We start from the raw sequence: 22,291 nt of genomic DNA, 5'->3' as shown, positions 1-22,291 counted from the left end.
GAATAGTCATTAAGCCAGAGTAATGTTGGGCAACGTTAGTCACCCAGTGAATTCCCTTCTTATTTGACGTTGTAGCGTTGCAGCAGCTCTCGTTACTCGGCCTATTTATAGGCCTTGCCTCTACGAGGCCGCTATTTGCTGCCTCACTACAACTTCAATTACTTTGGGTACAGTTTATCTATTCATCAAATACTATTATCTATTCATCAACTACAAATTTCATAGCAAGGTGTATAGGCGCTACCTGGCAACTTCATCCGATGTTGAGCAATAAAATCTTGCAGTAGGCGGTCCATTTGCTTCATCAATTGCGGGTCGCCATGTAGTTTAAATGGCCCATGAGCTTCAATAGCATGAATGCCAACCTCCTTGACATTACCTGCCACAATCCCAGAAAATGCCCGGCGTAATGCTGCGGCCAGTTTCTCCGGTGGTTGATTATGAGACAGATCCAGATTAGCCATATTTTCATGGTTTGGTTCGAACGGATGCTGTAAGTCTGGTTCAATACGAATAGACCAGTTGAAGCTATAAGCATCGCCAGTATTACGGCGATACTCTTTCACCAATGGCATCGCTTTCTTCATCTGACGGGCAACTTCGTCCGGATCATCAATAATTATCTGGTAGTATTTACGAGCGCTATCACCCAGAGTATTCATGATGAACTCATCCACTACTTTGAAGTAATCCGCACTCTCTTTGGGCCCGGTTAAAATCAGTGGCAGTACTTGCTCACTATTCTCCGGATTCATCAAAATCCCTAATAGATAGAGTAATTCTTCTGCTGTACCCACTCCGCCTGGGAAAATAATGATGCCGTGAGCAATACGGACGAAGGCCTCCAGCCGCTTTTCAATATCCGGCATGATAACCAGTTCATTGACCAGAGGATTTGGTGGTTCTGCAGCGATAATGGACGGTTCTGTCATACCGATAAAACGGCCTTTTTTGTAATGTTGCTGAGCATGCCCGACAGCAGCACCTTTCATCGGGGCTTCCATCGCGCCTGGCCCACAGCCGGTGCAGATATTTAATTCACGCAAACCGAGTTGGCTGCCCACTTTACGGGCATACAGATACTCAGTTTCATTAATTGAGTGCCCTCCCCAGCACACGACCATATTGGGTTCTTCATCAATATGTAGGGCACGGGCATTACGTAAAATAGAAAAGACCAGGTTAGTTAAATGACTGGAGCTTTCCATATTCAAATGCTGGAAGTTGTTCGCACTGACGATTTGACCATTTACAAATAAGATATCGCGTAATACCGCGAACAGGTTTGCTTGTAATGAGCGAATAATTTTACCGTCAACAAACGCATGTTCTGGCGGGTTGACCAACTCAAGTTTAACTCCTCGCTCACGGCGAAGTACGTTGATATCAAAGGTTTCATTGCGAGATAACAACTCTTTGCTGTTATCGGTCAGGCTACCTGAATTGAGAACTGCCAATGAACAATTGCGGAATAAACGGTACAAGTCACTGCTGGCTGTACGTTTGAGCATATCCACTTCGAGCTGTGATAACAGATCCATTGAGCCGAGCGGGCTGACATGTGTAATCAAAATGACTCCTTTGCCCCTGAAGGGGGTATTCCGTGTATCACTGTAGGGTGTATCACTGTAGGACAGCAGAAAAGGCTGTAAAATACTGTAATTAACCTTAACGTTGTCTTTCTTTTTTTACCAATACTAACGTGCAGTGAGCGGTAATATTGCGCACAGGCGCGCATTTATTGCCGTGCCAGGCGGCCGGTTAGCGGTACAAAATCTGTGTTGGAACGCCATGGATTGATATCCAGCCCGCCTCTACGGGTATAACGGGCATAAACGGTTAATGTTTCTGGCTGACAAAAACGCATAATGTCGTTAAAAATGCGCTCTACACATTGTTCATGAAACTCATTGTGGTGGCGGAAAGAGACCAGATAGCGCAGCAGTGCCTTGTGGTCAATCTGTGGGCCGCAGTAGTGAATTTGTACTGAGCCCCAATCTGGCTGATGGGTAATCAGGCAGTTAGATTTTAGCAAATGGCTGACCAGGCTCTCCTCCACATGATCTTTACCCGCTGCACCTTGCAGGTAATCAGCATTGAACTCATAGCTATCGATACGAATATCTTGTTTATCCAGACATTCGCCATTGAAATTGGCGATGGGTTGGCCCGTTATTTCATCCAGATCATACAGTGCGACACTGACGTTACCTTGAGCACAGGTAGCCAGATCCCGTTGTAAGGTCATCCGCACGCTTTCTTTATCGGCAAAAACAGTTTGGTTAAAACTGTTGAGATAAAGTTTAAAGCTTTTTGACTCGATCAGATTGATGCTATCTGCGTTTAAGCTTATTTCGCCAACGGCAACTTGAGGCAGGCCATTACTGTTTAGCCAAGACAATTCATATAGCGTCCAAATATCAGCACCATGGAATGGTAAATTGTCTGGATATAGGCCAAGCGGTTCACGGTTCATGCTGCGTGGTACAGCCTGCAACAGTGTGGCGTTATAGTGGTCGCAGTAAGCCGTTGGTTTGCCCAGCGTCAGTTCCGCCAGCGCCTTGTGGTTTTGATACGAAGACATGCTGTTCCCTTGATGAGAGATCGGTACAATAGCGCTAGTTTATCAATTTATGCCGCACTTAACTGTATTTCTGAGGTGGAGCCAGTTACCACTCAGATGCAGGGCAAGCCGCCGCTATACTGAGAATAAGAATGGATTTGAATGTTTCAACGGCACTTTGCAGTTTTACTCAACGTTATATTGATTTATGGCAGCAGCAAACCGGGCATCTGCCTGCCAGTAAAGAGCTATATGGCGTTCCTTCACCTTGTATTGTGGAGACGGGGGAGGATCAGGTATTTTGGCAGCCTCAGGCATTTCTGCCAGAAGCGACGTTGGCCAATATTGAACGGGCGTTGGAGATTCAGTTACATCCCGATATTCATGATTTTTATACTCAGCAATATGCTGGCGATATGATGGCCGATTTGGGAGACCACCGTTTTACATTGTTGCAAGTGTGGAGTGAGGATGATTTTATCCGTTTACAGGAAAATCTGATTGGCCACTTAGTTACACAGAAAAGGTTAAAGCTCTCGCCAACGTTATTTTTAGCGACCACTTCGTCGGAAATGACGATGGCTTCATTGTGTAACGTTAGCGGGAATGTTGTTTTGGAGCAATTTGGTAGTGACAAACGCATACTGTTGGCTTCAACGCTCAGTCACTTCTTAGATGCATTACGACCGGTATTGCCTGAGTAACATCATAGTTTTCGCTCCTTCGTGTGTTACTGGTGTGCGAGATCTCTCACACCAGCTGTGAGACATCACTTCTATTCTTTCTATGTAAAATTCTTGTATTAGATTTATATCCAATAAAATCATTTCGTTATAAATATTCATTTTTTCATATGTAAAAGTATATACATCATTATTGTTACACTACCTTGTCTCGCTTGGCAGATTAAGCGATCCTTTACTCGCTGGATAGGATCTGGCGGAGAAGGAACGCATCTGGAAGATGTGGCTTCAGGATGAAGAACACAGGGACTGCTTAGGACGAGTGAAGGGACGTTTCAGGATGAAACAAGGGACACCTCCAGGATGGAGATTGAGAGCCAGTTCAGGATGATTGGTGGGTTAGGATAACCTAAGGATTAACGCCGGGATGGTGTATAACATTGCGATGGATTGCTGGTTAGTATAACCATACGGAAAAGTTTTCAGGGATTGAGCAGGGAGCATCAATTTTAGCTGGATTGCTATAAAACGAATTGAGGGGTACTGGTAAAACAGTACCCCTTTTTTTGTATAGATCTTGTGTTACTTGAACCAATTGACGATGGTGTTAATTTGGGCATATTCTCCCTTCAATGATATGCTTGCCCACCGTTGAAGGTGCCGGTAAGTAGTAATTTTTGGGTTGAGAGCATAATGATGAATACAGAAAATAGGGTGCGTCAAAGCTTACAGGATATTGAGTTTGCCATGCGGGAGGCTGACCTCTGGCAAGTCGCCCCACCGGAAGCAGAAGCTTTTGAGAGTAACGAGCCTTTTAGTATTGATACTATGGCGGCAGAGCAGTGGCTACAGTGGGTGTTTATCCCCCGGATGTATGCATTACTGGAGCTAAATAGCCCGTTTCCCACCCGTTTTGCCATTACGCCGTATTTTGAAGAGGCTCTGAGCGGTAATGGGCGGCCAGATTACTCGGCGCTTCTGGCACAATTACGGTGCCTTGACGATCTGTTGAATAAAGAAAGTGAATAATGCTGGAAATTATCTATCAAGATGAACATATCGTTGCGGTGAATAAGCCTGCCGGCTGGTTAGTGCATCGTAGTTGGTTGGACCGTAATGAAACGGTATTTGTTATGCAAACGGTGCGCGATCAGATTGGTCAGCATGTTTATACCGTTCATCGCCTTGATCGCCCGACATCAGGCGTATTACTCATGGCATTGTCCAGTGATGTGGCTCGTATGTTGTCGTTGCAATTTGAGCAACACCAGATTCAGAAAACGTATCATGCGGTGGTGCGCGGATATGTATTGGAAGGTGGCACCGTTGATTATGCGATGGCCGAAGAGCTGGATAAAATAGCGGATAAGTTTGCTAAGTCTGATAAGGCTCCACAGCCTTCTGTCAGCCATTATGAAGCATTAGCGCAAGTGGAAGTTCCTTTGGCGATTGGCCGCTATGAAACCGCTCGCTATAGCTTGGTGGCATTGAAACCGGAAACGGGCCGTAAGCACCAGTTGCGTCGGCATATGGCTCATATCCGTCACCCCATTATTGGTGACAGTACACATGGTGATTTACGTCAGAACAGAGGTGTCGCTCAGCATTTTGGTTGTTCTCGGTTAATGCTGCATGCCAGTCATTTACACCTCAATCACCCTGTGACCGATGAAGTGCTTACTCTCAGCGCTCGTTGGGATGAACCCTGGCAAGGGTTGATGTCACAATTTGGCTGGTCGGGTCTCGCCCCTCATCTTGAAAGGGTTGAGTTTCCGCTGGCTACCAGTCAGGATAATGAATGATTTTTTGGCTACAAAGGAATATCTTTTATGGCTCAAGTTGGGATCTTTGTTGGTACTGTTTACGGTAATGCGTTGTTAGTGGCAGAAGAAGCTGAGAACATATTGAAAGATCAGGGGCATGAGGTAAAGTTATTTGACGAAGGCACGTTAGAGGACTGGCAGCATTACCGCCAACATTATGCTCTGATCATTACCTCAACCACCGGGCAGGGCGATTTCCCGGATAGTATCGCATCACTTTTTGCCGCTGTTCGTGAGCAGGTGGGGTTCCAACCCGAGTTACGCTATGGCGTCATTGCGCTAGGCGACAGTAGTTATGATAATTTCTGTGGTGCTGGGCGTACGTTCGATGAGTTATTGCAAGAGCAGGGTGCGGTGCGGATTGGCGAAAGGTTAGAGATTGATGCTATTGAGCACTCTGAGCCAGAGGCTGTTTCTGCCCCATGGGTGGAACAATGGGGTCACTCGCTTCAGTAACGCTGATATATTGATTTTATTGCGTATTGTGGCAATTTTCGTTGTCACAATACGTATTCGGTTACCGAGATTATTATGCCAACCCTGATTTAGCGGCCATTGGTGAGCTTTTCTAAATCAGCTTCAATTTCCGCAATCTTATTGGTGACAACACTTTCCAGGTGACGTAGGTCATCCAGAATTTTTCTTTTCAAATCAACTTCAATCTGATCACGCTTACAAAGCTGATCCAACTCATCAATGACATAGCGTAGATTAGGGTTGATTTCATTGATTTCTTTATAGCCATGGCCTGCATTATCAGATACTACAGTCTTGCGTTGGCGCGGATATTTGAATTTCACACTCTTGGCAAAAAACTCCCCTTTATCTTTGCGGAAGTAAATTTTCAGAATGTCATTATTGGCCTCTTGGCGCAGGCTATAGCGATCGACATCTTCTGGTTGTGTGATGCCTAAACTTTTTAGATTGTCATACATAACGCCACCCTTTTGATTTTATATTCCACAGCTTTCTATTATGGCGGAAAATGTCGCCAATGACTTTGGTATACAAGGTGAAAAAATAGCGGGTGATTAGCCCGCTACTCTTAATTCTAATCGATGGTGCGCAATAACTCATTAATTCCGACTTTACTGCGAGTTTTTGCGTCAACTTTTTTCACGATAACCGCGCAGTACAAGCTATAGCTGCCGTCTTTCGATGGCAAGTTGCCTGAGACGACAACTGAACCTGCTGGTACACGGCCATAATGGACCTCGCCAGTTTCACGATCATAAATACGGGTGCTTTGACCGATAAACACGCCCATGGAGATAACAGAACCTTCTTCGACAATAACCCCTTCAACTACTTCTGAGCGTGCGCCTACGAAGCAGTTATCTTCGATAATGGTTGGGTTCGCTTGCAGTGGTTCCAAGACGCCGCCAATACCAACACCACCAGATAGATGGACGTTTTTACCGATTTGCGCACAAGAACCGACGGTGGCCCAAGTATCGACCATGGTGCCTTCATCAACAAAAGCACCGATATTGACGTAGGAAGGCATCAACACCGTATTGCGGGCAATAAACGCGCCTTTACGCACGGTTGCAGGTGGAACAACGCGGAAACCTTCACGTTGGAAACGCGCTTCATCATAGCCTGCGAATTTCATTGGCACTTTGTCATAGTAACGGGTTTCGGCACCTTCCATTACTTGGTTGTCATTGATACGGAAAGAAAGTAGTACCGCTTTTTTCAGCCACTGATGTGTTACCCACTGACCATCAATTTTTTCTGCGACGCGCAGAGCGCCGGTATCCAATAAATCGATCACATGGGTAATCGCTTCGCGCGTTACGGTGTCTACGTTCGCTGGCGTAATGTCTGCACGGCGCTCGAAGGCGGTTTCAATAACGTTTTGTAGTTGCTGCATCTTGGTCTCTTTCCTGATATCGATATACCCTATCTTACTTGACATTACAGTGTTATTCGCTGCTGCCTGTAACGCTAATCGCTGGGGTATAGGTTGTAATAAAAATGAGTCGTAATAAAAGCGAATTGTAAAAAAATAACTTTAAGAAATTTTAATTACTAAAAAGGTATTTGTATCACAGTTTATCGTTTGGATTGAGAGTATCTGCCAATCGTTGTGCTAATTCACTACGGGTTTCAAGGCTCAGGGCACGGCGATCTTTATCTGCTAAAACAAATAAATCCTCTACTCGCTCGCCGATAGTGGTGATCCGTGCACTGTGCAGTGATAACCCCAAATCAGCAAAAATTTTGCCAACACGTGCCAGTAGCCCCGGTTGATCCAACGCAATTAACTCTAAATAAGTACGCCGCTCGTTATGGGTTGGTAAGAAGTTAGCTTCGGTTGGTACGCTGAAATGCCGTAATTTAGGTGACAATCGCCTAACCCGCGGCGGGTGTTGGTAATCTGACCGGTTTATCGCTTGCTGTAATGCATGGCTGATTATTGGGTGCCTATCCTGTGCCAACGGGCTGCCATCCGGCTCTAATACAATAAAGGTATCCATCGCCATACCATCACGATTGGTGAAAATTTGTGCGTCGTGGACACTCAAGTTGCGGCGATCAAGCTCCCCAACAACGGCGGCAAAGAGTGATGGGCGGTCAGGGCTCCAGATAAATATTTCAGTACCACCACGGGTAGCCTGACGGCTGACCAAGACTAGCGGTTTGGTTGAGTCGTGCTCCAGCAAATGACGGGCGTGCCAGGCAAGTTGATTTGGCGAGTGGCGTAGGAAGTAATCCGCTCGGCAACGGCTCCAGATACGATGCAGTGCCTCTTCATCAATATTATCCATCCGCAGTAGAGCTAATGCTTGCAGGCGATGGTGGCGTACTCGCTCACGTAAATCAGGGCTATTTTGCATTCCGCGGCGTAGCTGTTTTTCGGTCGCGAAGTAAAGCTCGCGTAACAGGCTCTGTTTCCAACTATTCCATAGATTTTCATTGGTGGCGCAAATATCTGCCACGGTCAGGCTGACCAGATAGCGCAGGCGCGTTTCACTTTGCACTTCGGTAGAAAATTGCTGAATAACGGCCGGGTCCTGAATATCCCTACGTTGGGCGGTCACTGACATCAATAAATGGCAGCGAACTAACCAAGCGACTAATTGGGATTCGCGTGAATTAAGCCCATGCTGTTCAGCAAACTCCACCGCGTCGTGGGCACCCAGTATTGAATGATCACCGCCACGCCCTTTGGCAATATCATGAAACAGTGCGGCCAGCAGCAGTAATTCAGGCTGAGGTAGGCGAGGGTAGAGTTCGACGCAGAGTGGATGGCGTGGCCGGGTATCTTCATCCGCGAAGCTTTCAATTTTTAGCAAAACCCGGATGGTGTGTTCATCCACCGTATAAGCATGAAATAGGTCAAATTGCATTTGACCAACAATACTGCCCCATTGAGGCATATAGGCCCATAAAACACTGTGACGATGCATGGGCAGTAACGCACGTGAAACGGCACCAGGGTGGCGCAAAATGGCCATAAACAGCTTACGAGCTTCAGGAATGTGACATAAAGGGGCTTTCAGATGACGACGGGCATGGCGCAAACGCCGGACAGTGGTGGAGTAAATACCTTTAATATCCTGATTACGCACCATCAGATAGAACATCCGCATGATCGCTTCAGGCTGACGAACAAATAGGTTCTCATCACGGAGATCAATTAAATCTCCCCGCAGTTGAAACTCTTCGTCAAGTGGGCGCGGCTTTTCATTCGCATCCAACGCCAGTATGGCTTCATCAAATAATTGCAGCAGCATATTGTTCAGTTCACTGACACGCCGTGTCATACGATAGAAATCTTTCATCATATGTTCAACGGGCTCATTGCCTTCACCTTCGTAGCGTAAAAGTTGAGCAACGCTCAGTTGGCGATCAAACAGCAGGCGGTTATCGTAGCGAGTCAATACCAGGTGCAGCGCAAAACGGATACGCCATAAAAAACTCTGGCTTTCATTCAGTTCATTACGCTCGGCGTTGGTGAGAAAACCAAAATCAACCATTTCACTTAACGATGTGGCACCAAAATGGCGACGGGCAACCCAGAGTAATGTGTGGATATCCCGTAATCCACCGGGGCTACTTTTGATATCGGGTTCCAGATTATAGCTGGTGCCGTGATAGCGCTTATGACGCTCTTGCTGTTCAACAACTTTTGCATGGAAAAATTGAGGGGAGGGCCAGAAACTGTCACTGAAAATATGTTTTTGCATCTGTAAAAAAAGGGCGACATCACCGCAAATCAGCCGTGACTCAATCATATTGGTGGCTATGGTTAAATCTGCGAGGCCTTCTAGCAAACACTCTTCCAGTGTGCGCACACTATGACCAACTTCCAGCTTCAAATCCCACAATAAGGTAATGAGTTGGCCAACTCGTTGCGCATGTTCATCATTCAGACGCTGCTTACTCAGTACTAACACATCAATATCTGATAATGGATGCAATTCGCCGCGCCCATAGCCACCGACCGCAACCAGAGCTGTTTCTGGCACATTGTCAAAACCATAGAATGTCCACAACCGCTGTAATAGATGGTCGATATAATCACTGCGTGCCGCAATTAATACCTCGGCACAGGTGCCACTATTAAATGCCTCTGCCTGCCAGCGCTGGAAAGCTTCAAGCCGTTGCTTCAGTGTCGGGCAATTGATGTCGCTATCAAGATAAGTGCTGGGAAGTGCGGGCTGCTCAGGAATAGTGGATGTGAGCGTCAGCGATAGGGAGTGTTCGGTGCGATTGTCAGACATATGTTTACCCGATGAGGAACGCAGCCCATAAAAAAGTGAGGTTATTGACAAAGTGCCCGCGACGGAGAGAACAGGCAGATCGTAAAGACGCCGTAAATACATCCATGTAGGCTCGAGCCGCGCCCTCCTTGGCGCGGACTCTTTACTCCTCTGCCTATCCTCACCGTTCAAGATCGCATCATCGGGGTTTGTCAGCAGTCTGAAGCCGGCGGTGCCGGCTTGTCATTATTACTCGTGCGTTATGATGTTGGGGATAGTGTCATCTTTACGCAACGTCATTATTTCGCAGCCGTTATCGGTTACCACAATAGTATGCTCATACTGTGCCGACAAGCTACGATCTTTAGTTTTTACCGTCCAGCCGTCTTTCATGGTCCGAATCCGGTAATCCCCTGCGTTCACCATAGGCTCGATCGTGAAGGCCATGCCTGCTTGCAGGACTACGCCGCCGTCATCCGCATCGTAATGTAAAACTTGTGGTTCTTCATGGAAACCTTCACCGATCCCGTGACCACAATATTCACGTACTACGGAGAAGTTCTCTGCTTCAACAAATTTCTGGATAGCTTTACCCAGAGTCCGCAGACGGATCCCCGGCTTAACCATTTTAATCGCCAGGTACAGGCTCTCTTGAGTCACGCGGCACAGACGTTCACCCAGAATGGTCGGCTTACCAACAATAAACATTTTTGAGGTATCGCCATGGAAGCCATCTTTAATCACGGTTACGTCGATATTGACGATATCACCCTCTTTCAGCACTTTTTCATCGCTTGGGATGCCGTGGCAGATCACTTCATTTACCGAGATGCAGACAGATTTAGGGAAACCGTGATACCCGAGGCAGGCAGAAATAGCCTGTTGGTGGTTGGTGATATGGTCGTGACAGATACGATCGAGTTCACCAGTCGTTGCCCCTGGTTTCACATAGGGTTCGATGATTTCCAGCACTTCAGCAGCCAAGCGGCCAGCAACGCGCATTTTTTGAATATCTTCAGGTGTTTTGATTGAGATTGCCATGCAAAAGTGTCCGTAGGGGCTGTAAATAGCCAGCCGCCGTTATTAATGAGATGCAGATAATGAAAAGATAACTGTCGATTAATAAAAATCTGTGGCTAATGGTATCAGCCAAGCAATTTGCTGCCAAATTTTCCTTTATAGGGCATCACTAAACACAACAAAAGTTGGTGTGTTATGGCTGTTTATGGTATAAAGCGCGCCGGCGAACCGCACTATATTCCAATGAATACAAATCTTCTGATGACGTATTCTGACGATAAATAGACAGTTTAGCCGGGCAATACCAATCGCACTCATATGTGTAAATAACACACACGTGTCGACACATTCGCCGGGGTGCCCTAAAGTTTTTGATTATTATCAATTGCTTATGGGGTCGGCGTTATGGGACACGTGGAGGCATAACCCCAACTGATACTATAGAGGTTTTAATCATGGCAACTGTTTCCATGCGCGACATGCTCCAGGCTGGTGTTCACTTTGGTCACCAAACCCGTTACTGGAACCCGAAAATGAAACCTTTCATCTTCGGCGCACGTAACAAAGTTCACATCATCAACCTGGAGAAAACTGTACCAATGTTCAACGAAGCTCTGGCTGAGTTGACTAAAATTTCTTCCCGTAAAGGTAAGATCCTGTTTGTTGGTACTAAACGCGCAGCAAGCGAAGCGGTAAAAGAAGCTGCTAACAACTGCGACCAGTTCTTCGTGAACCATCGCTGGTTGGGCGGGATGCTGACTAACTGGAAGACCGTTCGTCAGTCCATCAAACGTTTGAAAGATTTGGAAATCCAGTCTCAAGACGGCACCTTTGAAAAGCTGACCAAAAAAGAAGCGCTGATGCGTACCCGTGAACTGAACAAGCTGGAAAACAGCCTGGGTGGTATCAAAGACATGGGCGGTTTACCTGACGCACTGTTTGTTGTTGATGCTGATCACGAACACATCGCTATCAAAGAAGCTAATAACCTGGGTATCCCGGTATTCTCTATCGTTGATACTAACTCCGATCCAGATGGCGTTGACTTCATCATCCCTGGTAACGATGACGCAATCCGTGCAGTTAAACTGTACCTAGGCGCTGTTGCTACCGCCGTCCGTGAAGGTCGTTCTCAAGATCTGGCCGTTCAGGCGGAAGAAAGCTTCGTAGAAGCTGAATAATAAGTCCGGCTCGTTGTGAGCCCTTATTAACCAGGTATTGAAATATGTTGGTTAGGGGGGCCTTATAGGCCCCCTTTGCATATCTAATGTGAGATTTTGTCTTCACAAGAGAACCGAGGAAATTTAAATGGTTGCTATTACCGCTGCTTTGGTAAAAGAACTGCGTGAGCGTACAGCCGCAGGCATGATGGAATGTAAAAAGGCGTTGGTTGAAGCTAATGGTGACATTGAGCTGGCCATCGACAACATGCGTAAGTCTGGTCAGGCTAAAGCTGCCAAGAAAGCAGGCCGTATTGCTGCTGAAGGTATCATCCTGGCTAAAGTTTCCGCTGATGGTAAGTACGGTGTGATTCTGGAACTGAACTGCGAAACTGACTTCGTTGCTAAAGATGCTGGCTTCAAAGCATTTGGCGAAGAAGTTATCAACGCAGCTCTGGCTGAAAAAATCGCTGATATCGATGTTCTGAAAGCTAAGTTCGAAGAACAACGTGCAAACCTGGTCGCTAAAATCGGTGAGAACATCAACATTCGCCGTGTAGCTGTACTGGAAGGCGACATTCTGGGTACTTATCTGCATGGCGCACGTATCGGCGTTATGGTTGCGGCAACCGGTGCTGATGAAGAACTGGTTAAGCACATTGCTATGCACATCGCTGCAAGCAAGCCTGAATATGTTAAGCCAGACGATGTTCCTGCTGAAGTTGTTGCTCGCGAGCACCAAATCCAGTTGGACATTGCTATCGAATCCGGCAAGCCACGTGAGATTGCTGAGAAGATGGTTGAAGGCCGTATGCGTAAGTTCACTGGCGAAGTCTCTCTGACTGGTCAGAACTTCGTTATGGACCCAAGCAAAACTGTTGGCGATCTGTTGAAAGAAAACAACGCGGATGTAGTAAACTTCATCCGCTTTGAAGTGGGCGAAGGCATTGAGAAAGTTGAAACTGACTTTGCTGCTGAAGTTGCAGCAATGAGCAAACAGTCTTAATGCTCAAAATGGGGCCGCCAATAGGCGGTTCCATTTTATTCACTCGATACCCGTTATACTTCAAGTTACAAGTGCGTTGACTGCCTTCCTATAACTCGAATTGTTTAGGGTATAAGCTTAGTCTGCTCAGTTTTTAGCGCACACTGCTGTTCTGAATATCTGACGGTCAAGTCTCCAATATTATTACTGCTGCTTAGGACACAACACCATGGCAACCAATGCAAAACCCGTATATCAGCGTATCCTGCTTAAGCTGAGTGGCGAAGCCCTGCAAGGCGCAGAAGGTTTCGGTATCGACGCTAGCGTTTTGGACCGCATGGCTCAGGAAGTTAAAGAGCTGGTTGAATTGGGCATTCAGGTCGGTGTAGTCATTGGCGGTGGTAACTTATTCCGCGGTGCCGGTTTGGCACAGGCTGGAATGAACCGTGTAGTGGGCGACCACATGGGAATGCTGGCTACCGTTATGAATGGTCTGGCAATGCGAGATGCTTTGCACCGTGCCTATGTGAACGCCCGCCTGATGTCTGCTATTCCACTTAATGGCGTCTGTGATAATTACAGTTGGGCCGAAGCGATTAGCTTGCTGCGTCATAACCGTGTGGTTATTTTTGCTGCGGGTACCGGTAACCCATTCTTTACGACGGATTCTGCTGCGTGTTTACGTGGTATCGAAATTGAAGCCGATGTTGTGTTAAAAGCAACAAAGGTTGATGGGGTTTACTCCGCAGATCCGGTGAAAAATCCTGACGCAACATTGTACGAACAGTTAACCTATCAGGATGTTTTAGAACAAGAGTTGAAAGTTATGGATCTGGCGGCCTTCACTTTGGCCCGTGACCACAACCTGCCAATTCGGGTCTTCAACATGAATAAACCCGGCGCCCTGCGTCGTGTGGTGATGGGTGAGAATGAAGGGACATTGATCGCTAAATAAGCGACAGACCTTATTATCAGGGGTAAGCAGATTGTTCTGTCTGCCCCTTTAACCAGCAACAGTTGGTTTGTATATTCACCGGCTATACTCAAAAGCTATGGCCAGCCAAGTAACCAGCTTCCAAGGGTTCGCAACGTGATTAACGAAATTAGAAAAGATGCCGAAGTGCGCATGGAAAAATGTCTGGAAGTATTCCAGAACCACATTAGTAAAATCCGTACGGGTCGTGCCTCTCCAAGTATCCTTGATGGTATTCAGGTTGAGTACTACGGTACGGCGACACCATTGCGTCAATTGGCTAACATTGTAGTAGAAGACTCCCGTACTTTAGCGCTAACTGTTTTCGACCGTAGCCTGAGTGCTGCGGTAGAGAAGGCTATCATGACTTCAGACTTGGGGCTGAATCCATCGTCTGCCGGTACAGTTATCCGTGTTCCATTGCCAGCACTGACAGAAGAGCGCCGTAAAGACTTGATTAAAGTCGTGCGGGCAGAAGCAGAGCAGGGACGTGTGTCTATTCGTAACGTGCGCCGTGATGCTAACGATAAAGTGAAGGCATTGCTGAAAGACAAAGAAATCAGTGAAGACGAAGATCGCCGTTCTCAAGACGATGTGCAAAAGCTGACGGATGCCTATATCAAGAAAGTTGATGCCGCATTGGCGGTAAAAGAAGCTGAGTTGATGGATTTTTAATCTCCACTCGGGTGATATAAGCGTCGCTTAGGCGGCGCTTTGCTTTTTTACCCGGTCATGTTTATCTGATCAATGTCTTATCTTAGCAATGTTTTTTCGGCAGTTACTCGCCATAAAACCTGGAACGATGGTATCGTTTGCCATGCAGGCAAATTGATATATCGCCTATCACCAAACAGTTATTCAGAGCGCCCTCATGAAGCAACTGACTATTCTTGGCTCTACTGGCTCCATCGGCAACAGCACGTTGAGTGTTGTGCGTGCAAACCCCGAATTATTTAAAGTAACGGCGTTAGTTGCCGGGTGTAATGTCAGGGAAATGGCGCGGCAATGCCTTGAGTTCTCCCCCCGCTATGCAGCGATGTCTGATGAAGACTCAGCCAAAGCACTACGTTTGTTGTTGGCAGAACAGGGTTCAGACACCGAGGTTTATTTCGGCGAAGCTGCTGCCTGCGAATTGGCAGCTTTAGATGATGTCGATCAAGTGATGGCCGCGATTGTTGGCATTGCTGGTTTACCCTCAACATTGGCCGCTATTCGTGCAGGTAAACAAGTTTTGCTTGCCAATAAAGAGTCGCTGATTACCTGCGGTAAACTCTTTATGGATGAGGTTAAACGCAGCCGTGCTCAATTACTGCCAATTGATAGCGAACATAACGCGATTTTTCAGAGTTTGCCTGAAAGAATTCAGCGCCAATTAGGCTATTCTTCATTAAATGAAAATGGCGTTTCACGGATTATTTTGACTGGCTCTGGTGGCCCATTTCGTGAAACTCCACTTTCGCAGTTTTCTGATGTCACCCCAGATCAAGCTTGTGCTCATCCAAATTGGTCTATGGGGCGGAAAATTTCTGTCGACTCAGCGACGATGATGAATAAAGGCCTGGAGTATATTGAGGCTCGATGGTTATTTAATGCCAGCGCAGAACAGATAGAGGTTGTGTTACACCCGCAGTCTGTTATTCACTCGATGGTTCGCTATCATGACGGAAGTATCCTGGCACAGATGGGGACTCCAGACATGCGGACACCCATTGCACATGCGATGGCTTACCCAATGCGAGTTAACTCAGGTGTTGCTCCATTGGATTTTTGTAAAGTAGGTGCGCTGACCTTTACAACCCCGGATTATCAACGTTATCCGTGTCTAAAGTTGGCCATAGACGCCTGTAATGCGGGGCAGGCAGCGACAACAGCGCTTAATGCAGCAAATGAAATTTCAGTCATGGCATTTTTAGATTCAAAAATTCGTTTCACTGATATTGAAGTGATTAACCGTACTGTTGTTGAAGGTTTGTTATTACCAGAACCTACCAGTGTGGAAGAGGTGTTGGTGATTGATCGCAAAGCTCGGGATGTCGCGGCCCAAGTCATCGCAAAATTAAATAATTAAGTCAGGTTCGCTGATCCGGTCATTTGTTAGGGAAAGGCTGAGATGGTATAGTCAACCCTATCAATGGATAGATAGACTGTTGATTAGTGACCCAATAGGTATTTAAACCGTCTATTTGGGCTGTCACTCCAGAAGCCGTGACTTGGTACACGGCTTTTTTTGTGCGCTTGATGCCTAATGTTCGGGACGAACAACTGATTTATTGAGGAAATAAGTTCGCGTTATGTCGCCTGTAAAAGAAGATAGGGCTAACTTGTCCCCCCGGAGTCCACGTCATGTTGCTATCATTATGGATGGTAATGGCCGTTGGGCTAAAAACAAGGGTAAATTAAGAGTTTTCGGCCATAAAGCCGGGGTGAAATCAGTTCGACGAGCAGTGAGCTTTGCTGCGACGCATAATTTAGATGCGCTCACTCTTTATGCTTTTAGCAGTGAAAACTGGAATCGCCCTGACCAAGAAGTGACCGCTCTGATGGAGCTTTTTGTTCGCGCACTGGACAGTGAAGTAAAAAGCTTGCATAAACATAATGTTCGTTTATCTATTATTGGTGATATCAGCCGTTTTAGTGGGCGTTTACAAGAGCGAATTCGTCGTTCAGAAAAATTAACGGCAAATAATGACGGATTGAAACTCAACATTGCTGCCAATTATGGTGGCCGTTGGGATATCATCCAAGGGGTGCGCCATTTAGCTGAACAAGTTCAGAAAGGGGAATTGCAACCTACAGATATCAGTGAAGAGTCGCTCAACTCGTATATCTGCCTGCATGAGCAATCTCAGGTGGACTTAGTGATCAGAACCGGTGGTGAACATCGCATCAGTAATTTCTTGTTGTGGCAAATAGCCTATGCTGAACTTTACTTTACAGATGTCCTCTGGCCTGATTTTGATGAAAATGTCTTTGAAGGTGCGCTGAATGCATTTGCACAACGCGAGCGTCGCTTCGGGGGAACTACACCTATCGATGCCACTGCATCCTAGGGGGAACTTTTGCTGAAGTATCGTCTCATAACTGCTTTGATTTTGATTCCGGTTGTCATTGGTGCACTGTTCCTACTTCCGCCGGTTGGTTTCGCTATTGTTACTCTCGTCGTCAGTATGCTTGCAGCCTGGGAATGGGGTCAATTAGCGGGTTTTGTCAGTCGTACTCAGCGTATCTGGTTAGCGATACTGTGCGGACTCCTGCTTGTTGCCATGCTGCTTAGTCTCCCTGAATATCAGCATTCACCTCATCACCTCTTGGTGAGTATACCACTATGGCTCTCTATGGGCTGGTGGGTTGCTGCATTGATGCTGGTGCTTACTTACCCGCGCTCTGCTGTATTTTGGCGTAACTCGCGCCTCCTGCGCATCATCTTCGGTATTCTGACTATTGTCCCATTCTTTTGGGGAATGTTTGCCTTGCGCCAGTATGGCTACGAGCAGAACCATAATACCGGCGCTTGGTGGCTGTTATATGTCATGTTATTAGTGTGGGGGGCAGATTCTGGCGCCTACATGTTCGGTAAATTGTTCGGTAAACACAAATTAGCGCCTAAAGTCTCACCAGGTAAAACATGGGAAGGATTAATTGGCGGTTTACTGACGTCAGCTCTGATATCATTGCTGTTTGGTCGATACGCACCGTTGGATATCGTCCCCGAAAAACTGTTAATCTGTTCCGTGGTTGCTGCATTGGCCTCGGTACTCGGTGATCTGACTGAAAGTATGTTTAAACGTGAAGCGGGAATCAAAGACAGTGGTCATTTGATTCCTGGTCATGGTGGGATACTGGATCGTATCGATAGCCTGACCGCAGCTGTGCCGGTATTTGCCTGCTTAATGCTGTTAGTGTTTTAATCCGTCACTGACGGGGAGTTTAGGGATTATGATGAGCATACTCTGGAGCCTGGCTGCGTTTATTGTCGCACTGGGGATCTTAATTACAGTGCATGAGTTTGGCCACTTTTGGGTGGCACGGCGCTGTGGTGTCCGTGTAGAGCGTTTTTCAATTGGTTTTGGTAAAGCGTTATGGCGCCGTACTGATCGTCAGGGAACCGAGTATGTTATCGCCCTTATCCCATTGGGCGGTTATGTTAAAATGTTAGATGAGCGTGTAGAGGCTGTTGCACCAGAACTACGCCATCAATCATTCAACAATAAAACTGTTTTACAACGTGCGGCAATCGTCAGCGCGGGGCCTATTGCTAACTTCCTTTTTGCTATTGTCGCTTACTGGCTGGTGTTTATCATCGGAGTGCCAAGTGTGCGTCCGGTCATCGGTGATATTTCGCCACAATCTATTGCTGCGCAAGCCAATATTTCTTCAGGAATGGAACTTAAGTCTGTTGATGGCATCGAAACGCCTGATTGGGATTCTGTTCGTCTGGCGTTGATCAGCAGAATTGGCGATAAGCAAATGCAAGTGGGAGTCGCTCCATTTGGTTCCGCCAATGTGGTAGAGAAAACTCTGGATTTACGTCAGTGGCAATTTGAACCGGATAAGCAAGATCCAGTGGTAGCACTCGGTATTATCCCACGTGGTCCGCAGATTGAGTCTGTCTTGGCTGAAGTTCAGCCGGGGTCAGCGGCACAAAAGGCGGGTTTACAAGCAGGGGATAGGATCGTTAAAGTTAATGGTCAGTTATTGGATCGTTGGCAGACATTTGTTTTACAGGTTCGTGATAATCCCGGCCAGCCGCTGGTGTTAGATATTGAAAGGGTGGGTACCCCCTTGTCTTTAACCTTGATACCAGATACAAAATCGGTTGGAGAAAACCGTAGTGAAGGTTTTGCGGGTGTAGTGCCGAAAGTGATACCACTTCCGGATGAATATAAAACAATTCGCCAATATGGGCCGTTTACGGCAGTCTATCAAGCTGGGGATAAAACCTGGCAGTTGATGCGGTTGACGGTAAGCATGTTGGGTAAACTGATTACTGGTGATGTTAAGCTGAATAACCTAAGTGGCCCGATATCTATTGCGCAAGGCGCTGGGGTTTCAGCTGAGTACGGGTTGGTGTACTACCTGATGTTTTTGGCGCTAATCAGCGTCAACTTGGGCATTATCAATTTGTTCCCGTTACCGGTATTAGATGGTGGACATCTGCTCTTCCTGGCGATAGAAAAGCTGAAGGGTGGGCCGGTTTCTGAGCGAGTGCAGGACTTCAGTTATCGCATCGGCTCGATTTTGCTGGTGCTATTAATGGGGCTTGCACTTTTCAATGATTTCTCCCGTCTTTAACGGCAGGGGATAGGTTAGGAAGAACGCATAACAACGATGGCGATGAAAAAGTTGCTCATAGCGTCGCTGCTGTTTGGCAGCGCCACCGTATACGGTGCAGACGGGTTCGTAGTGAACGATATTCATTTCGAAGGACTGCAACGGGTCGCCGTCGGTGCGGCGTTACTTAATATGCCGGTTCGCGTAGGCGATACCGTCAGTGATGATGACATCGGTAAAACTATCCGTGCGTTGTTTGCTACAGGCAACTTCGAGGACGTTCGCGTCCTGCGCGATGGTAATACGCTGATTGTTCAAGTCAAAGAACGCCCCACGATTGCCAGCATCACTTTCTCCGGTAATAAAGCGGTGAAAGAAGATATGCTCAAGCAGAATCTGGAAGCCTCTGGCGTCCGGGTTGGCGAGGCCTTGGACCGTACCACTATATCCAACATTGAAAAAGGACTCGAAGATTTCTATTACAGTGTGGGTAAATACAGCGCTTCAGTGAAGGCTGTTGTTACGCCATTACCACGTAATCGTGTTGACCTGAAATTGGTCTTTACCGAAGGTGTTTCTGCAAAAATTCAGCAGATTAATATCGTAGGTAATCACAGTTTCACTACTGATGAGCTTATCTCACGCTTCCAACTGCGTGACGAGGTGCCTTGGTGGAACGTGGTCGGTGATCGTAAATATCAGAAACAGAAACTGGCAGGTGACCTTGAAACCTTGCGCAGCTTCTATTTAGACCGCGGTTATGCGCGCTTTAATATCGATTCAACTCAGGTGAGTTTGACGCCAGATAAAAAAGGCATCTATGTCACCATCAATATTACTGAAGGCCCACAATTCAAGCTAAATAGTGTGATTGTGAACGGTAATCTTGCAGGGCATCAATCTGAAGCTGAGAAGCTGACAAAAATTGAGCCGGGTGAGTTGTTTAACGGCAGTAAAGTTACACGTATGGAAGATGACATCAAAAAGATGTTGGGCCGTTACGGCTATGCTTACCCACGTGTTGTCACTCAGCCAGAAATTAATGATGACGATAAAACAGTTAAACTGCATATCAACGTGGATGCAGGTAACCGTTTCTATGTCCGTCATATTCGTTTCGAAGGTAACGATACCAGTAAAGACTCGGTGTTGCGCCGTGAAATGCGCCAGATGGAAGGCGCATGGTTGGGCAATGATCAGGTAGAGGCGGGTAAAGAGCGTCTTAACCGTTTGGGTTACTTCGAAACCGTTGATGTTGAGACTCAACGTGTACCGGGAGCCGCCGATCTGGTTGATGTGACCTATAAAGTGAAAGAACGAAACACGGGTAGCCTGAATTTTGGTATTGGTTATGGTACCGAGAGTGGTGTGAGTTTCCAGGTTGGCGTTCAGCAAGATAACTGGCTAGGTACCGGTAATACCGTGGGTATTAACGGCACAAAGAACGATTATCAGACTTATGCAGAATTTACGCTAACGGACCCTTACTTCACTGTTGATGGTGTAAGTCTGGGTGGGCGTATTTTCTACAATGACTTTAAAGCGGATAATGCGGATCTATCTGGTTATACCAACAGTAGCTATGGTGCCGACGGTACTCTTGGCTTCCCAATTAATGAGAATAACTCATTACGTGTTGGTGTCGGTTATGTCCATAACGATCTGTCTGACATGTTACCGCAGGTTGCCATGTGGCGTTATCTTGAATCAGTGGGGGAGCGTCCGGGCTATGATGGCCGCGAAGGTTTCACTACTGACGACTTCACACTGAATCTGGGGTGGACATATAACAACCTTGACCGTGGCTTCTTCCCAACATCGGGTGTGAAATCATCGGTGAACACGAAAGTTACCGTGCCAGGCTCAGATAATGAGTTCTACAAAGTGACTTTCGATACATCAGCTTACCAGCCATTAAATGAAGATCGTTCGTGGGTACTCTTAGGTCGTGGTCGCTTAGGTTATGGTGACGGTATTGGTTCGAAAGAGATGCCATTCTACGAAAACTTCTATGCCGGTGGTTCCAGCACGGTTCGTGGTTTCCGGTCTAATAACATTGGTCCAAAAGCGGCTTATTATGCCAATGGTGGGGCTACAGTAAATAACTCTACCGATGCGGTAGGGGGTAATGCGATGGCGGTGGCCAGTATTGAGTTGATCACACCGACACCGTTTATCAGTGAAAAATACTCAAATTCTGTGCGTACCTCCGTCTTTATCGACTCAGGCACTGTATGGGATACCAATTGGGAAAACACAGCTAAAACGCGTGCTGCAGGTATTCCTGATTACAGTAAAGCGAGCAATATTCGTGTGTCTGCGGGTGTAGCGTTGCAATGGATGTCTCCATTAGGTCCATTGGTGTTCTCATATGCTAAACCGGTTAAAGATTACGAAGGTGATAAGTCAGAGCAATTCCAGTTTAACATTGGTAAAACTTGGTAATTGATGGGCAAAGCAGTTCTGAATTTTAAAGACAGCACTGGTAGTGAAAGGATCTTAAGTCGCGTTGGCGAAATCTGACGCTTCATCAGGTGGGATACACTACCAAGTGCAATTCAAGGTGTCTCTGACACAAACGGGTAATGGTAAGGAGTTTATAGTGAAAAAGTGGTTGTGTGCCGCAAGTCTAGGTTTAGCATTGGCTGCTTCAGCCAGCGTTCAAGCCGCTGACAAAATTGCTATTGTTAATGTTTCCAGCATTTTCCAACAATTACCCGCGCGTGAAGCCGTGGCTAAGCAGCTGGAGAATGAATTCAAAGGCCGTGCAACCGAACTGCAAGGAATGGAGCGCGATCTGCAGACTAAAATGCAGAAGCTACAACGTGATGGTTCTACCATGAAAGCCAGTGATCGTACCAAACTGGAAAATGAAGTAATGAAACAGCGTGAAACTTTCTCTACTAAAGCTCAGGCTTTTGAGCAAGATAACCGCCGTCGTCAGGCAGAAGAGCGTAACAAAATCCTGAGCCGTATCCAGGATGCTGTTAAATCTGTTGCTACCAAAGGTGGCTATGACGTCGTCATTGATGCGAATGCAGTGGCATACGCTGATTCTTCTAAAGACATTACTGCTGACGTACTGAAACAGGTTAAATAAA

The 22,291-nt window shown here is 46.6% G+C and carries 21 protein-coding genes; 14 read left to right on the top strand and 7 right to left on the bottom strand.

The genetic code is table 11. The annotated features are described in order from the left end of the window. Nucleotides 1-206: 206 nt before the first annotated feature. Both ppnN and queF read right to left on the bottom strand, forming a co-directional pair. Nucleotides 207-1,571 carry a nucleotide 5'-monophosphate nucleosidase PpnN gene (gene ppnN / locus AC971_RS08125; protein WP_025381005.1) on the bottom strand — a complete coding sequence of 455 codons (1,365 nt, stop codon included), beginning with the start codon at nucleotides 1,569-1,571 and terminating at the stop codon, nucleotides 207-209. Nucleotides 1,572-1,738: 167 nt separating this feature from the next. Beyond that, nucleotides 1,739-2,584: an NADPH-dependent 7-cyano-7-deazaguanine reductase QueF gene (gene queF, locus AC971_RS08120; protein ID WP_025381004.1), complete on the bottom strand. Its 846-nt coding sequence runs from the start codon at nucleotides 2,582-2,584 to the stop codon at nucleotides 1,739-1,741. A gap of 131 nt (nucleotides 2,585-2,715) precedes the next feature. Here queF and syd point away from each other — a divergent pair, with 131 nt between their 5' ends. The 4 genes from syd (at nucleotide 2,716) to AC971_RS08100 (ending at nucleotide 5,525) form a co-directional block, all read left to right on the top strand. Continuing rightward, nucleotides 2,716-3,267: a SecY-interacting protein gene (syd, locus tag AC971_RS08115; RefSeq protein WP_025381003.1), complete on the top strand. Its 552-nt coding sequence runs from the start codon at nucleotides 2,716-2,718 to the stop codon at nucleotides 3,265-3,267. A 675-nt stretch (nucleotides 3,268-3,942) separates the two neighbouring features. Further along, nucleotides 3,943-4,275 carry a YqcC family protein gene (locus AC971_RS08110; RefSeq protein WP_025381002.1) on the top strand — a complete coding sequence of 111 codons (333 nt, stop codon included), beginning with the start codon at nucleotides 3,943-3,945 and terminating at the stop codon, nucleotides 4,273-4,275. Further along, nucleotides 4,275-5,048 (top strand): tRNA pseudouridine(65) synthase TruC, encoded by a 774-nt coding sequence (truC, locus tag AC971_RS08105; RefSeq protein WP_025381001.1) that lies wholly within the window; start codon nucleotides 4,275-4,277, stop codon nucleotides 5,046-5,048. Before AC971_RS08110 ends, truC begins: the two co-directional genes overlap by 1 nt. A 27-nt stretch (nucleotides 5,049-5,075) precedes the next feature. Continuing rightward, nucleotides 5,076-5,525: a flavodoxin gene (locus tag AC971_RS08100; protein WP_025381000.1), complete on the top strand. Its 450-nt coding sequence runs from the start codon at nucleotides 5,076-5,078 to the stop codon at nucleotides 5,523-5,525. 89 nt (nucleotides 5,526-5,614) lie between these two features. Here the strand turns inward: AC971_RS08100 and AC971_RS08095 are convergent, their stop codons facing one another. The 5 genes from AC971_RS08095 to map form a co-directional block, all read right to left on the bottom strand. Beyond that, nucleotides 5,615-6,004, bottom strand: a complete 390-nt coding sequence (locus tag AC971_RS08095) for a DUF3461 family protein (protein WP_025380999.1) — start codon at nucleotides 6,002-6,004, stop codon at nucleotides 5,615-5,617. 116 nt (nucleotides 6,005-6,120) lie between these two features. Then, nucleotides 6,121-6,945 (bottom strand): 2,3,4,5-tetrahydropyridine-2,6-dicarboxylate N-succinyltransferase, encoded by an 825-nt coding sequence (gene dapD, locus AC971_RS08090; protein ID WP_002212128.1) that lies wholly within the window; start codon nucleotides 6,943-6,945, stop codon nucleotides 6,121-6,123. Nucleotides 6,946-7,120: 175 nt separating this feature from the next. Beyond that, nucleotides 7,121-9,802, bottom strand: a complete 2,682-nt coding sequence (glnD, locus tag AC971_RS21905; protein ID WP_025380998.1) for a bifunctional uridylyltransferase/uridylyl-removing protein GlnD — start codon at nucleotides 9,800-9,802, stop codon at nucleotides 7,121-7,123. A gap of 4 nt (nucleotides 9,803-9,806) precedes the next feature. Then, a complete protein-coding gene (locus AC971_RS25740; RefSeq protein ID WP_072071371.1) occupies nucleotides 9,807-9,908 on the bottom strand; it encodes a gluconate 5-dehydrogenase in 102 nt (33 codons plus the stop codon). A gap of 122 nt (nucleotides 9,909-10,030) precedes the next feature. Further along, complete coding sequence (map, locus tag AC971_RS08080) at nucleotides 10,031-10,822, bottom strand: type I methionyl aminopeptidase (RefSeq protein WP_025380997.1); 792 nt, start codon at nucleotides 10,820-10,822, stop codon at nucleotides 10,031-10,033. Nucleotides 10,823-11,256: 434 nt separating this feature from the next. Here map and rpsB point away from each other — a divergent pair, with 434 nt between their 5' ends. The 10 genes from rpsB to skp all read left to right on the top strand — a co-directional run bounded on the left by rpsB (nucleotide 11,257) and on the right by skp (nucleotide 22,290). Continuing rightward, nucleotides 11,257-11,982 (top strand): 30S ribosomal protein S2, encoded by a 726-nt coding sequence (rpsB, locus tag AC971_RS08075; protein ID WP_025380996.1) that lies wholly within the window; start codon nucleotides 11,257-11,259, stop codon nucleotides 11,980-11,982. A 127-nt stretch (nucleotides 11,983-12,109) separates the two neighbouring features. Beyond that, nucleotides 12,110-12,967 carry a translation elongation factor Ts gene (tsf, locus tag AC971_RS08070; protein ID WP_002212132.1) on the top strand — a complete coding sequence of 286 codons (858 nt, stop codon included), beginning with the start codon at nucleotides 12,110-12,112 and terminating at the stop codon, nucleotides 12,965-12,967. A 208-nt stretch (nucleotides 12,968-13,175) separates the two neighbouring features. Next, on the top strand, nucleotides 13,176-13,901 hold the full coding sequence (gene pyrH / locus AC971_RS08065) for a UMP kinase (protein ID WP_002212133.1): 726 nt from the start codon (nucleotides 13,176-13,178) through the stop codon (nucleotides 13,899-13,901). 135 nt (nucleotides 13,902-14,036) lie between these two features. Then, on the top strand, nucleotides 14,037-14,594 hold the full coding sequence (gene frr, locus AC971_RS08060; RefSeq protein ID WP_025380995.1) for a ribosome recycling factor: 558 nt from the start codon (nucleotides 14,037-14,039) through the stop codon (nucleotides 14,592-14,594). 196 nt (nucleotides 14,595-14,790) lie between these two features. Next, a complete protein-coding gene (ispC, locus tag AC971_RS08055; protein WP_025380994.1) occupies nucleotides 14,791-15,987 on the top strand; it encodes a 1-deoxy-D-xylulose-5-phosphate reductoisomerase in 1,197 nt (398 codons plus the stop codon). A 223-nt stretch (nucleotides 15,988-16,210) separates the two neighbouring features. Further along, nucleotides 16,211-16,969: a (2E,6E)-farnesyl-diphosphate-specific ditrans,polycis-undecaprenyl-diphosphate synthase gene (gene ispU, locus AC971_RS08050; protein WP_025380993.1), complete on the top strand. Its 759-nt coding sequence runs from the start codon at nucleotides 16,211-16,213 to the stop codon at nucleotides 16,967-16,969. Nucleotides 16,970-16,978: 9 nt separating this feature from the next. Then, nucleotides 16,979-17,827, top strand: a complete 849-nt coding sequence (cdsA, locus tag AC971_RS08045) for a phosphatidate cytidylyltransferase (protein WP_025380992.1) — start codon at nucleotides 16,979-16,981, stop codon at nucleotides 17,825-17,827. 28 nt (nucleotides 17,828-17,855) lie between these two features. Further along, the gene (gene rseP / locus AC971_RS08040; RefSeq protein WP_025380991.1) at nucleotides 17,856-19,211 is read left to right on the top strand and encodes a sigma E protease regulator RseP; all 1,356 of its coding nucleotides are present in this window, start codon (nucleotides 17,856-17,858) and stop codon (nucleotides 19,209-19,211) included. Nucleotides 19,212-19,247: 36 nt separating this feature from the next. Beyond that, nucleotides 19,248-21,635 (top strand): outer membrane protein assembly factor BamA, encoded by a 2,388-nt coding sequence (gene bamA, locus AC971_RS08035; protein ID WP_025380990.1) that lies wholly within the window; start codon nucleotides 19,248-19,250, stop codon nucleotides 21,633-21,635. A gap of 157 nt (nucleotides 21,636-21,792) precedes the next feature. Further along, nucleotides 21,793-22,290, top strand: coding sequence for a molecular chaperone Skp (gene skp, locus AC971_RS08030; RefSeq protein WP_002212140.1), 498 nt, complete (start codon nucleotides 21,793-21,795; stop codon nucleotides 22,288-22,290). Nucleotide 22,291 lies beyond the last annotated feature (1 nt).

Origin of the sequence: Yersinia similis, assembly GCF_001053095.1 — a bacterium.
GTDB classification, from domain to species: Bacteria; Pseudomonadota; Gammaproteobacteria; order Enterobacterales; family Enterobacteriaceae; genus Yersinia; species Yersinia similis.
The sequence above is the reverse complement of the archived record's forward strand: the minus strand, read 5'-3'. Positions and strand labels throughout refer to the sequence as shown.